General features: G+C 32.8%; 10 protein-coding genes. 3 read left to right on the top strand and 7 right to left on the bottom strand.

What is annotated here, in order from left to right:
* Positions 1-22: 22 nt before the first annotated feature.
* Positions 23-1,732 (bottom strand): ATP-binding protein, encoded by a 1,710-nt coding sequence (locus tag DZ67_RS0103165; RefSeq protein WP_024787224.1) that lies wholly within the window; start codon positions 1,730-1,732, stop codon positions 23-25.
* A gap of 44 nt (positions 1,733-1,776) precedes the next feature.
* Here DZ67_RS0103165 and DZ67_RS0103170 point away from each other — a divergent pair, with 44 nt between their 5' ends.
* Positions 1,777-2,436 carry a 16S rRNA (uracil(1498)-N(3))-methyltransferase gene (locus DZ67_RS0103170; RefSeq protein WP_024787225.1) on the top strand — a complete coding sequence of 220 codons (660 nt, stop codon included), beginning with the start codon at positions 1,777-1,779 and terminating at the stop codon, positions 2,434-2,436.
* Positions 2,437-2,445: 9 nt separating this feature from the next.
* Here the strand turns inward: DZ67_RS0103170 and rdgB are convergent, their stop codons facing one another.
* From rdgB to typA, 6 genes are all read right to left on the bottom strand, one after another.
* Positions 2,446-3,030: an RdgB/HAM1 family non-canonical purine NTP pyrophosphatase gene (rdgB, locus tag DZ67_RS0103175; RefSeq protein ID WP_024787226.1), complete on the bottom strand. Its 585-nt coding sequence runs from the start codon at positions 3,028-3,030 to the stop codon at positions 2,446-2,448.
* Between the two features lie 90 nt (positions 3,031-3,120).
* A complete protein-coding gene (locus DZ67_RS10210; protein ID WP_024791766.1) occupies positions 3,121-5,082 on the bottom strand; it encodes an EAL domain-containing protein in 1,962 nt (653 codons plus the stop codon).
* 58 nt (positions 5,083-5,140) lie between these two features.
* The gene (locus tag DZ67_RS0103185; RefSeq protein WP_024790718.1) at positions 5,141-8,629 is read right to left on the bottom strand and encodes an efflux RND transporter permease subunit; all 3,489 of its coding nucleotides are present in this window, start codon (positions 8,627-8,629) and stop codon (positions 5,141-5,143) included.
* Between the two features lie 8 nt (positions 8,630-8,637).
* Positions 8,638-9,678, bottom strand: a complete 1,041-nt coding sequence (locus DZ67_RS0103190) for an efflux RND transporter periplasmic adaptor subunit (protein ID WP_024787229.1) — start codon at positions 9,676-9,678, stop codon at positions 8,638-8,640.
* A 55-nt stretch (positions 9,679-9,733) separates the two neighbouring features.
* Complete coding sequence (locus DZ67_RS0103195) at positions 9,734-11,146, bottom strand: TolC family protein (protein ID WP_024790719.1); 1,413 nt, start codon at positions 11,144-11,146, stop codon at positions 9,734-9,736.
* 101 nt (positions 11,147-11,247) lie between these two features.
* A complete protein-coding gene (gene typA / locus DZ67_RS0103200; protein ID WP_024787230.1) occupies positions 11,248-13,053 on the bottom strand; it encodes a translational GTPase TypA in 1,806 nt (601 codons plus the stop codon).
* A 118-nt stretch (positions 13,054-13,171) separates the two neighbouring features.
* On the opposite strand from typA, the gene DZ67_RS0103205 reads away from it, so the two are divergent.
* Entirely contained in the window at positions 13,172-13,351 is a 180-nt protein-coding gene (locus DZ67_RS0103205) for a hypothetical protein (RefSeq protein WP_024787231.1), read from the top strand.
* A complete protein-coding gene (locus tag DZ67_RS0103210; protein ID WP_024787232.1) occupies positions 13,339-14,013 on the top strand; it encodes a flagellar hook capping FlgD N-terminal domain-containing protein in 675 nt (224 codons plus the stop codon). Before DZ67_RS0103205 ends, DZ67_RS0103210 begins: the two co-directional genes overlap by 13 nt.
* The last annotated feature ends 67 nt before the right edge of the window (positions 14,014-14,080 follow it).

Genomic DNA, 14,080 nt, shown 5'->3' on the forward strand with positions numbered 1-14,080 from the left:
TTAAGTAATAAATATATATTCACTAATTTAAAAAACCTATCTCTTTTTCACTGTCAAACGCATTTATTTTTTCTTTTCCAATCTCTTCTATAAAATCTTGAGTTTTAAACACAGAATTTTTTCTCATAGCAACTTTTAGGGCGGTATTTTTTATTATAACCTCAATTTGAGCGCCGGTTAGTTCAAATGATGAGAGTTTTTTAATATCAAAATTTTCTTCGTATTTAGCATTTTTAGGAAGCTTAAGCTCCCATAATTTCAATCTTTCTTTGAAAGACGGTTTTTTAAATTCTATTTTTATATCAAATCTTCTTGAAAATGCTTTATCGAATGATTCAAGCAGATTGGTTGTGGCAATTAGAATCCCGTCAAATTTTTCGATTCTTTCTAAAAATATATTTTGCATCTGATTGTGCATTTTATCGGCACTGCTGAAGGTTGCGGTTGTTCTTGTACTCAAAAACTGATCAGCCTCGTTTAATAAAAGCACAGGTTTTGTTTTGAGCTTTTCCGCAACCATATTATATTCGTCAAAAAGTTTCCTTACATTTTTTTCACTCTCACCCACATACATGGAAAGTATTTTAGAGCAGTCAAGGCTTAGAAGAGGCTTATTAAGCTCTTTTGCCAAAGCCAAAGCCGTAACTGTTTTGCCGGTTCCCGGATGTCCGTAAAAAATTATTTTAGCCTCTATGCCGTTTGAGCTTTTTATTCCCCATTTTTTTAATTTATTTATTACTTTTTTATCTATCTGTTTTAACAAAGTATTCAGACTCTCTTTTGTATTCTCATCCAAAACAATATCTTTTAATGAATATTCGGGCTCAATAAAATCAAAAAGCGTTTCTTTTACAATATGTTCAATTTTATGTTTTGTTCTTGGATGTATCAAATCTTTGAGTATTTCATCATTTATAAAAAATATTTTTGTAAAACCGCCGAAAGCACCTATCAGTTCGTCATAATCCACAATTTCCTCGCTTACAAGCTTTGAATTCTCATCCAGCAAACTTCTGTTTTTTATTCTTTCTATCTCATCACTGCTGACAAGATTTAATAAATAATTCATTTCCCTTGCATTTTCATTCGAATTGGTGTACTCTTCTTTTAAAAGAGCCAAAAATATTATTTCCTCTTTTTCATTTAATTCATACTCTTTTATAAAATTAATTACCGGCAGGTCAATTTTTGTTTTTTTAACTTTTTCTTTAATTGTATTTTCAATAAGTTTTAATTTGCTTTGAAGCCTTTTTATACTTGAGCTTGTTTTGGAAAAAGAATTTTTTATATTTGCAAGCTGTTCGTATATTTCTATTCTTAAAAATTCGTCGTGCAAAAATTCCAGATGGTCACTGTAAGGTTTATTTTCAGGCACCACAAGTTCGAGTGAGCCCTGCTCTATTAACCTTAAAAAAGCGATGGAAAGAGAAATACTAGAATTAAAAAGCTCCAGATTGGTCATATCGTTTATTTTAAACTGTCCCACTGAGCTTATTACAATCCATCCCTCCTCTATCAGATTTTTTATTACGTATATATTTTCAAGGGCTTTGAATTTGTCTTTTCCGAATATCGAAAATAAAATTTCCTTTACGCTGACATCCTCTTTTGAATCCAGATAAAATTCAAGCATTATTTTTAATATTTCGGTTTCTTCTTTTTTTAAATTTAAAACTTTGTAAACAGTGCTGTTTTGGGGATTTTTTAAAAAAGATATTATATTATTTACCAAACCCTCTCCTTAATTTTATTATAATTATATCAAAAAGGCGCTAAATGCAGTTTTTATATTATCCCGACCCTCAAAACAGGATTATTTTAACAGGTGAAAGCCATAAATACCTTTTTAAGGTAAGAAGAAAAAACAGAAACGAACCTGTAAAAATCAGGAATTTAAAAGACGATTGTTTATATATTTATAAAATAGACGAAATAAACAAAAAAGAGGCTTTTTTGTCTCTTATTGAAAAAAAATATTTTCCAAACAGACCAAAAACATTTTTTCATATCGCATGGTGTGTAATTGAGCCTAAAAACATGGAAAAAATAATTCCTTCGTTAAATGAAATAGGAGTGAGCAAAATAAGCTTTATATACTGCGATTTTTCCCAGAGAAATTTTAAATTAAAACTTGAGCGAATTGAAAAAATTCTTATAAATTCCTGCCAGCAGTGCGGAAGAAGTGACAAAATGCAAATAGAAATTTTAAATTCAAGTAAAGATTTTTTTGAAAAATACCCTAATTTCAGCGCACTTGATTTTAACGGAAAAGAAATAGAATTTAACAAAAACATAACCATGCCGATTTTAATAGGGCCCGAAGGCGGATTCAGCGAAAAAGAAAAAGAAAAATTCAGAGAAATTTACAAACTTCAAAGTTTTATATTAAGAAGCGAAAGCGCAGCGTGCGGCATATGTGCTAAAATATTACTTTAAATGAAAAAATTATTTAATAACTTTTAATATATTCTCAGCTAATTTCAGGGCTTTTGTTCTGTGGGATATTTTTTGTTTTATTTTTTCATCCAGTTCACCCAATGTATTATCAAACCCTTTTGGAATAAACATAGGGTCGTATCCAAAACCTTTATCACCCTTTGCTTCATCTATAACATCACCATGCATAAAACCATGCGTAGTAAAAATTCCATAAGGTGAAGCTATTGCAATTGCTGCTGTATAAAAAGCCGGGGTTTTTTTTATATTTCTTTTTTTAAGTTCGCTTATCAGCTTTTTTAAATTGTCTTTGTCACTTGCTTCACTTCCGGCAAACCTTGCGGAATAAATTCCGGGAATTCCACCGAGGGCGGGAACGCTTATTCCGCTGTCATCTGCCATTACTAAAAATTCCGGAAGTTTTTCAGCAACGGCTTTTACTTTTATAATCGCATTTTCTTTAAAACTTTTTCCGTTTTCCTCTATTTCAAATGCCTGAATTAAATCCGTATAGGGGATTATTTCAAAATCTTTTAAAATTTCTTTTATTTCCCTGACTTTACCTTTATTTGAAGAAGCCAAAACTATTTTCATAAAATTTCCTTATTTTTAACTTTTTTTCTATCAAATCATTTTCTTTTTTTTATTTTCAAGTTTTTCTACAAAAACAGCGCCTGAATAAAATTATATCAAAGGTTTAGGAGCGGAAAAATAATACCCCTGGGAATAATCGACACCCAGTTTTTTAATAAATTCAAAAATTTCTCTGTTTTCAACATATTCCGCCACAGTCACCATATTCCCTTTTTTGGCAAATTCCACCATTGTCTGGACTATCATTTGTGATTTCTTATCTTTAAGAATATTTTTTATCAGACTGCCGTCTATTTTCAATCCGTCAATCTGAAATTTAAACAGATAACTGAAATTGGAATATCCGCTTCCAAAATCGTCTATAAAAATTTTAACCCCGTAATTTTTCAGTTTTTGCAAATAACTTAATATATAAGAATCCGATGCAATGTCTTCATTTTCCAGAAGCTCAATCGTTATCCTTTCGGGTTCGGGAAAATTTTTTATCAATTTATATATTTTTTCTTTTATATTATCATCTTCAAAATCCTCCAAAGAGAGATTCAGTGAAACTTCTTCTTTTCTTTCTTTAAATAAATTAAGAGTTTTTTCAAAAACAATCAGTGTTAAATTTTTATAAATATTAACACTTTTCGCCACATCCAAAAATTCCCCCGGTGAATATACTTTTCCGTTTTCATCAATCATTCTTATCAGTGATTCATATTTTACAATTTTTTGTGTCTTATTATCTACTATGGGCTGAAAATAAGGAATTATTCTGTCTTCTCTCATAGCTTTTTCCAAAATATTTAAAGTTTTCTGATTTTTTTCAAAACTCTGGGCCAAATCTTTTATTTCGCAGTAACAGAGACATTTTACTTTTTTTCTTTTTGCATATTCCACTGCAATATCAGCTACAGTAAAAACATCTTTTTCTTTTTTTGAACCGATTCCCGCCCTGAAAAAAAGATTAATTTCGTTTTTATTTACAATATACGGTTTTTCCAACTCTTTAATAATTTTTTTAATATATAAACAGTTTTCAAAACATTCGTATTCATCCAGTAATACGGCAAACTCGTCTATATTTATATGATAAATTTTATTATTAATAAGTTTTTTTAATCTTTTTGCGACTTCCTGAATAATTAAATTGCCCATTTCCTGGGAAAAATAATCGTTTACTTCCCTGAATTTATTAATATTAAGTATAGCCAATGCATTTTTATCTGTTTTTTTCATATCTTCCATTAATTTTATTCTGTTTGGCAAATTGGTAACAGGGCTGAAATAATATCTCTTAATCATTTCGTTTTTATAATATTTAATAGAATTTACGGCTTTATTTATAGATACTTTTAATTTTTGAAATTCAATAAAAGACATTGTGATATTTAATTTTTCATAAATACCTTTTGAAACTTTTTCATCAAAGAATTTCAAAAACAGGGTTATATCCCTTTTTAAATTATTTGTAAATTTATAAAATCCGCACAGCGTGGCAATTAAAGCCAGAAACAGCAAAAAGAAAGAAATTAAAAATGTTAAATTAAATTTCATAAAAGATCTTTTAAAAGGCGCTTTTGCCTCTATATATCCAACAACGTCGCCTTTTTTGAATCCTCTTATTTTATTTGAGCTTTTAATCCCTCCACAGCTGAAAATTTTATGTTTTTCATAACCGTGGCATTTCAGGCATTCATTTTTCATAACAATAGGTTTATAATAAGTAATATAATTTGAATTAATCTTATATATCTCTTTTTTATTTTTAATTTTTTTAAAAAAACCGTTATTTTTTAGCTCAGGATTCTTAAATAAAGAAAACAGTTTAAAATCTATATTTGTATTTTTTTTATATATTTTTATAATGGATGAAAAAGGAGTGTAAGTATCTTTCATTTCCGAATATTTAACACTGAATATGGCTTTGGTGCACAACCTTACTTTGTTTACTTCTTCATATATAAAAAAATTTAATAATATAAAATAGAGTATTACAAGTATCATTGTTGCAGTAAACAAAGAAAGTGCGATAATTTTAAGCTTCTTAGATAAAATTGAGCCCATATTCACTCTTTTTTGAAAAATTATATCATAATTTTTCGTTATGTAAAGAAAAAAAGAGTTAAATCTCTTTTAATCCGTATACTATATGTTTTTCTTTTTTATGTTTTGAAATTAAATATCTCCAGTAAAGAATAGGCACAACAATAACCGAAAGCGCAGTTGAGGCGAAAACACCGAAAATAAGGGCTACGGCAAGACCCTGCCATACCGGATCGAGCACAATGACAAATGAAGCCAAAATAATAGCAAGGGCAGTTAAAACAATAGGTCTGAATCTTGTGGCCGCCGCTTCAATAACGGCCTCGTTTATACTTCTGCCCTGTTTAATTAAATCGTTTGTAAAATCTATAAGTAATAGCGAATTTCTGACAACAATACCGGCCAGTGCGATAAAGCCGATCATACTTGTTGCCGTAAAATATGTTTTTGAATGGAAAAACGCCAGAGTTATCCAGTTCATTATTGCATGTCCCGGAAGTACTCCTATAAATGTAAGAGGCACTGCCGCAAGTACGATTCTTGGGACTCTAAAGTTTTTATAATAAGCAACCATCAAAAGATAAATAAGAATTACCGCAACTCCAAACGCGCTTCCGAGGTCTCTGAACACATCAAATGTAAGCTCCCATTCCCCGCCCCAGATTAAATCATAACTTTTACCTGTTTTTAAATCAGTGGCTTTTAAATTAAGTCTCGGATTACCGTCATAAGTAATTTTATATCCGGGAACACCTTTGTCTTTAAGATTAAAGAAAATATCGAGTAGTGCATAAATACTTCCTCTTTTATCCATTTCGCCGGTAACCATTACCATAGGGCGCAAATCTTTACTCGTAATCATTCCGTCATATTTAACAGGTTCAATTTTTACGACTTCTTTTAAAGGTACCAATCTGTGTGTAGTCATAGACATTAATTTAATTTTATCAAGGCTTTCCAGATTTTTTCTGTATTTTTTCTCAAACCTCACAAAAATACCAACCTGTTCTTTTTCACTTGGAATATGGGCAACACTGATTACAGCTCCCTTTAATCCCATACCGAGTATTTTTGCAATCTGCTCTACACTGATTCCAAAAAGCGCCGCTTTTTGCTTATCAGGAACAATTTTATATTTTACAATCTGTCTGTCTCTCATAATATCAATATCCACAACCCTGTCGGTATGTTTATATAAACTTTCTATATAATTTGCCAATTTCAGTCTGCCCTCTTCATCTCCCCCGAATACCTGCATAAGAAGCGTGGCCATTACAGGAGGTCCAGGAGGTTCCTGAACAAGTTTTATATTTGCATTGTCAAAACCGCACTGGTTCTGAATAACAGGTCTTAATCTGCTCACCATATCGATAGAACTCTCTTTTCTTCCATCTTCTTTAGGAAACAGATTAACCCTTATTTCTCCGTAATTTTCACCCTGTTTCATAGAACTTCCCCTAAGAAGACCGTTAAAATCAACCACTCCGCTGATTCCTATAAACTGTTCAAAATCTTTTATTTCTTTTTGTTTACTTAAAATATTTGCCACACAGTTGCTGACTTTTGTGGTTGTATCAATACTGCTTCCTTTTGGAAGGTCAATTGTGATATTAAACGTATTTTTATTTGCTCCCGGAAGCATTTTAAAAAGAACTATTTTATACACAGGCAAAATAAGTGAACCTGCAAACAGTAATAAAACAACACTAAAAAACACTATCCTTTTAGGGGTTGAATTTAAAAGAGGATTCAATATAGAATGAAAAACCCTGAATGTTTTTGTTTTTCTAATATCAAAAGGCTCGTGTTTTTCCTTATGCTCAGGTAAAAATTTAACAGCAGCCCAGGGGGTAAACATATACGCAATTACAAGCGACGCTATCATAGCAATTGGCACATTAAACGGAATCGGTCCCATATAAGGGCCCATCATTCCTGTAACAAAAAACATAGGCAAAAATGCCAAAATAATGGCAAGTGTAGCCACATTTGTAGGATTACCGATTTCATTTGTGGCATAAACAGCGGCGTAATCTCTCGGCTTATCACCTATTGAAAAATGCCTGTGTATATTTTCTATAACCACTATGGCGCTGTCAACCAAAAGTCCCAAAGCCAGAATAAGGGCAAACAGGGTGATTCTGTTTATACTCTGGCCTGCAAGCATTCCTATAAACAGTGTAATTGATAGAATAAGAGGGACGGTAAACACAACGATTAACGCTTCCCTAAATCCCAATACCAAAATTAATAAAAAGAAAATTACAACAAGGGAAACTATCAAATGGTTAAGCAGTTCGTTAACCGCATGATTTGCCTTATGCCCGTCATTTCTTGTTATATAAACATGGACATCTTTTGGCAGTGTTTTTTGAAGTTCCTTTGCCTTGGCTATTACATCCCTTGCAACAAAAACGGCGTTGGTACCTCTTTTTTTACCAACAAAAACAGTTACCTGGTTCTGTTTTATACCAACTGGAAATTTATTTTCGCTTTTTCCTATAAGGGGATCTTCATAAAAAGACTTTCCGGCTTCATAAAAAGTTTTATGTTTGTGTTGAAAATCAACACCGTCTTTAACTTTTGCAATATCTTTTATATAAATAGGCCTTCCCATATAATCCGCAACAACCAGATTTTTAACATCTTTAACTGAATTGATAAATCCGTCAAATTCCAAAGGAATAGAATATTTTTTATTATCCATTCCGCCTAAAGGATAATCAACATTTGCAGCTTTAAGAGCCATGACAATCTGAGCGAGAGATAAATGATAAGCGGCAAGTTTCTCTGGGTCTATTAAAATATTAAACTGCCTTTTATGTCCCCCTTTTATTCCGATGACACTTACATTTTTCACTTCTGCAAGAGGACTAAGCAATCTTTGGGCGATTCTGTAAAGCTGGGCGTCATTATATTTTTTACTTGAAATGGCCAAAGTTACAATCGGCACTTCGTCAATATCAACAGGTTTAATCAAAGGTGTCCATACGCCTTTTGGAAGTTTATCCATATTTTGCATAACCCTGTCATAGAGCTTGCTTAGACTTCTTACCTTATCCTGTCCTATTTTAAACCTTACAGTCACAACTCCGGCACTGTTCATAGCCATACCGTAAACATGCTTGACGCCTGTCATGGCTTTTAAAATTCTTTCAAGCGGCTCAACTATTACATTTTGAACTTCTTTAGAGCTGGCTCCAGGATAAACCACTATAACATTGGCAGCTGGCACGTCAATTTGTGGATTTTCTTCTCTTGGAGTTAGAAGAATGGCAATCAATCCCATTAAAATAAGAGCTAATGCAATTACAGGGGTTAAAGGGTTTTTTAAAAAAGTTCTGGCAAGTTTTCCCGCTATATTTAGTTTTAATTCTTCTTCGAGATGAGTTAATTCCTCTTCTTTTTGAGAAACTTCTTTTTCTCTTTGAATTACTTTATTTTCAAGAGCTTTTATTTCATTCTCAAGCTTTTGTATTTCACTTATGTCACATGATTGTGACTTTAATTCATTTAATTCTTTTCGTTTTTCTTTTAATTTAGCTTTTATTGCTTTTAATTTTTCCATTCCCGCTCCTATAATTTTTGTCCGTCAATCATATTCGCAGGCGGATAAAGAATTACCTTTTCTCCTGCATTCAATCCTTTGAGCGCAATATAATCCCCTTCTTGGGCAATTTGCTTAACGGCTATAAATTTGGCAATTCCGTCTCTATTGACAAAAACCCCCATAATCCCTTCCCTGCTCGTCAAAGCGGCAAACGGAACAAGAACGGCTTCTTTTTTTCCTAAAATTATCTTCGCTTTTGCATACATTCCTGGAAGCAGTTTATCATCATATTTATTAAATTTGAATTTAACTATATAAGAATGTGTTGCGGGATCGGCACTCGGAATGATATTCTCCACCTTTGCCTTATATTTTTTATTAATGGCCGGAACAAAAATTTCAACTTTCATTCCAAGCTTAAATTTATCAATATCGCCTTCTTTTACAAAACTTTTTGCTTTAAGAGAGCTTAAATTGCTTAAAATTAAAACAGGATATCCAGGAAGCGCCATTTCACCCACATTTTTCATTTTTCTTGTAACCACCGCATTAATAGGGGATTTTACTTTAGCATATTTTATTTGATTTCTTGCCATAACAAGAGCCGCTTTTGCTCTTTTTAACAAACCTTTTGCCATATCCACCTGTTTTTTCCTAATATTCATATTTAATGTCATTTTTTCAAAATCTCTTTTGCTTACGGCACCTGCGGCATATAAATTTTTAAATCTTTCATAATCCCTTTTTGCATCTGCATAAGCCATTTCGGCCATCAGCACACCGCTTTGGGCCTGTAAAAGAGCACCCCTTGCCTGATTTAGCATTGAATACACATCGGTAGGGTCAACAACAAACAAAAGTTCGCCTTTTTTAACCTTTTCACCTTCTTCAGCTTTTATTTCTTTAATATATCCCATAACTCTCGGGGCCAGCATAACCTGTCTTTTTGCATATATATCGGCAACATAATCTTTTTTTATATGAATAACACCTTTTTTTGCAGTTGCAAATTCATAGGCAAACAAACTCAATGCAAATGCTGAAATTAACGCTATCTTTTTAATCATTTATACTCCTTTATTTTCCATTTTTCACTACTCACTACTCACCAATCACGACTCACTATTTAACAAAGTCTCCAATGCTTGCTTTAAGTTTAGCCGCCGCAACAGCTTCATCATATTTTGCCTTAATAAGTTCCGCCCTTGCTTTTCTTGCATCCGCCTCTTTCATTAAAAGAATAGTCATATTTATCATTCCCTGTTTATACATATAGGTATATTTTTTTAAAATTTCTTCCGCCAGTTCTTTGTTTGTTAATTTATTTTTTATTATTTTAGTTTTTGTTTTTAAATTCAGATATTTCTGTCTTACATCAAGTGCAATAGCTTTTTTCATATATTGATAATAATAGCCTGTCTGAAGTGCTTCAATTTTACTTTTTTCAATGTCGGCATCTTTGCTTTTATCAAAAATATTATATTTTAAACCTATTGCCGCGAGCCAATAATCTTTATCACTTCTTATATTGGCCACAGTGTTATCATTCCATCCATATTCCAAATGTGCCCCTATCATAGGATAATTTTCAGCAGAATCAAATTTAACCTTTTTTTTCATAGTCTCATAATTTTTTTTCATCCATTTTAAGTCGTTTCTGTTTTTTAAAGCCTCTTTAATTAATGTTTTTAAATTACTATCAGGAGAAATAATTACTTCAAAATCACCAACAGACGTAATATCGTAATCATCACTTAAAAATCTTAAATAAGACAAAGCCAGGGCGTATTTGTTTTTGGCCTCTTGTAAATATGCATCAACCTGGGAATCCCTTTTTTGGGCCTGCAGTAAATCAATATCGGTTGCCATGCCCTCTTTTTTAAATTCTTTAACCATTTTTACAAAAGAGCTTGTTGTTTCCTTTGCCTTATTTAAAGCATTTATAAAATATTTAGCGGCGACAGCCCCGTTATATGCTTTTAATACTTCCAAAGCCAAAAGAGTTTTATCTCTTTGAAATTTATATTTGTTTGCCAATATCTGAAGTTTTGCCATTTCTTTTGCATAAGTTAATTTAAACCCTGTAAAAATCGGAATCTCATAAACAAAATTTGTAGCAAAATTGCTTCTCGGGGCAGGATAATTTAAATCATGCGGTTTAATAGCTAAAATTCCCTGCATTGCGGCCAAATCCTGAGGTGTTAAAGAATTTGAATTCGCCTTCATCAAAGCGCCGCCCAAAGGGGCCAGAAAATCGCTGAAGCCAAAATCGCTGAAAGTGGCTTCCCTGCTGCCTAATTTCATACCGAATACATACATAGCATTATTTGTTCTGCTTATTTGCTCGTTAAAAATAAATTTGCCCCATTCCATTCCTCTAACTTTATCCAAATCGCTTTTGGCTTTGTCAATATTAAGCTTTTTTGCCTTTAGCTCTAAATTATTAGAAAGAGTTTCTTTTAAAACTTCGTTAAATGTCACATTTTTGGCTAAAAGCAGACCTGACAAAGCGGTTAGAATCAAATATTTTTTCATACCGCTCCTTTAAATATTTTTCGAATTGTAACAAAGATTATAAAGATTTTAAGAAGATATAAGAAAAAGTTATAAGAAAAAGGGAGAAAAATTATCTTTTTTTATTTTTTCCTGCTCATTCTTTTTCTCTCGGTAGGATCGAGATATTTTTTCCTTACCCTTATAGATTTAGGGGTAATTTCCACAAGTTCATCATCTTCTATCCATTCAAGGGCTTTTTCAAGGGTAAGCTGAACAGGGGGAACCAGTTTTATCGCTTCATCGCTACCACTGGCACGGACATTGGTTAAATTTTTACCTTTAATAGGATTTACTTCCAAATCGTTACTTCTGCTGTGTTCACCGACTATCATCCCGTTATAAACTTTATCCCCGGGTTTTATAAACATTCTGCCTCTCTCTTGCAAATTGAATATTGCATATCCGACAGCCACACCGTTTTCCATAGAAATCAAAGCTCCGTTTTTTCTTGTATAAGGTTTGGTAGTGGCGGGTCTAAATTCAAGAAACGAGCTGTTAAGCACTCCCTCACCTTTTGTATCGGTCATAAATTCACCTCTATATCCTATAAGTCCGCGTGCCGGCATTTCAAATTCAATTCTTGTACTTCCGTCGCTTAAAGGCATCATATTTTTCATAACGGCGCCTCTGGTTCCAAGTTTTTCTATTACAACTCCGCTGTAAATATCCGGTACATCTACAACAACATATTCATAAGGTTCAAGTTTAACCCCGTTTTCCACTTTAATAATAACCTCAGGACGAGACAGGGAAAATTCAAAATCTTCACGTCTAAGATTTTCAGCAAGAATTGCTATTTGAAGCTCTCCCCTTCCGCTTACTTTAAATTTACCCTCACCCAGTTCTTCTATTTTCATTGCAATATTTGTCTGCATCTCTTTAAACAGTCTGTCCCTAAGCTTTGGAGCTGTTACATTTTTACCCTCAGTCCCCGCAAGAGGTGAATCGTTTACGCTTAAAATAACACTTATGGTAGGTTCTTCTATATGAAGTGCGCCTAAAGCCACAGGATTATTCCTATCGGCTATCGTATCCCCCACATTAAGGGCTTCAAATCCGGCAACAGCCACAATATCCCCCGCTTTCGCCTCGTCAATTTCCATCCTGTCAAGTCCTAAAAATCCCATCAGTTTGGTAACTCTTCCGTTTATTTTTTCACCGTCGGCTTTAACCAGTGTTACTTCTTCACCCTTTTTAACTGTACCGTTAAAAATTCTCGCAATTCCTATTCTTCCCACATAATTATCATAATCAAGAGTAAATACCTGCATTTGCAACGGGGCGCTTTCGTCACCCGCAGGGGCAGGAATATATTTTGTAATTGCCTCAAAAACGGGCGTCATATCATTATTATTATCCTCAAGTTCCCATTTTGCATATCCCTCTTTGGCAGCGGCATAAATTATAGGGAAATCAAGCTGGTCCTCAGTAGCACCCATACTTACAAACAGATCAAACACCTCATCAACAACCCTGTCCGGTTCAGCTGCGGGTTTGTCTATTTTATTTACCACCAAAATAGGTTTAAGCCCCAGTGAGAGCGCTTTTTTTACAACAAATTTAGTCTGGGGCATTACGCCTTCCTGGGCATCTACAAGAAGCAATACACCGTCCACCATTTTCAAAACCCTCTCAACTTCCCCTCCAAAATCACTGTGCCCCGGAGTGTCAATAATATTAATTCTGAATTCATTCCATCTGATAGCCGTATTTTTACTTAAAATTGTAATTCCTCTTTCTTTTTCCAAATCATTACTGTCCATTACCCTCTCACCCAAATCTTTCCTTGCGTCAAGGGTGTGGGACTGTTTGAGTAGTTCATCCACAAGTGTAGTTTTTCCATGGTCAACATGGGCTATAACTGCAATGTTTCTAATATTCTTCATTAATTACCTTTAAAAATTTTTGAAATTATACATCAATTTCACTGTTTTCACAATTTCACCATTTTCGCTAAAAACTGCTTGGAATATTTTTTGCTTGCTAAAAATAAAAAGGTTTTTAATGCCTCATTTGATAGAATTATTAACACATACAGATAATAAAACAAAACCGAAAATCAAGCCCGCACAAAATTTTTTATTGCAGATTCTAAAAGATATGGAGCCCCTACTCACAACTCACTGCCTGATTGGAACAATATTTGCTTTAATATTAAAAAAGGTTAAAAAATGTCATCAGTAGCAAATATAACCAACAATGCAACACAGGCCGGCAATGACAAAGTTTACAATCCAAATTCACAGCTCGATAAAAACGCTTTTATGAAGCTGTTTTTAAAACAGCTTGAAATGCAAGACCCAACAAATCCGATGGATACAAATAAAATGCTTGAACAAACTGCTTATCTTTCAACTATGGAGATGAATGCAAATATGCAAAAAACAATTGATACATTGGCAAAAACGCTAACTTCTACCAATGAACTTTCAACCGTTTCTGCAATAGGGAAAATGGCTGATACTGGAAACAGATATATTAATGTTACAGATAATGATACGAAAAAAGATTTTGAATTATATTTTGGAGATAATATACAAAGTGGAAAAGTTCAAATTAAAGATAAAGCTGGAAATATAGTTAAAGAATTTGATTTAAACCCCCACACAAAAGGAATTTTAAGTTTTGAATGGGATTTAAAAGATAATAACGGAAACAGAGTAAAAAGTGATAGTTATGAAGTAAGCGCAACATATACAGACCCTAATGGAAATAAACATACAACAGCAATTGGTGCGTATCCTATTGAATCAATAAGATTTGAAAACGGAAATGCCTTCGCCAAACTCGGAAACCAATATGTACCGTTTGACAAAATAAAAGAAATTTATCAGTGGCAGGGATAATATTTAAATGTTGAATGTTAAATTATGAATATTGAATATTAGATGTTGAATAATTTTGGTTAATAAA

This window comes from Lebetimonas sp. JS138, assembly GCF_000523335.1.
Classification (GTDB): domain Bacteria; phylum Campylobacterota; class Campylobacteria; order Campylobacterales; family Nautiliaceae; genus Lebetimonas.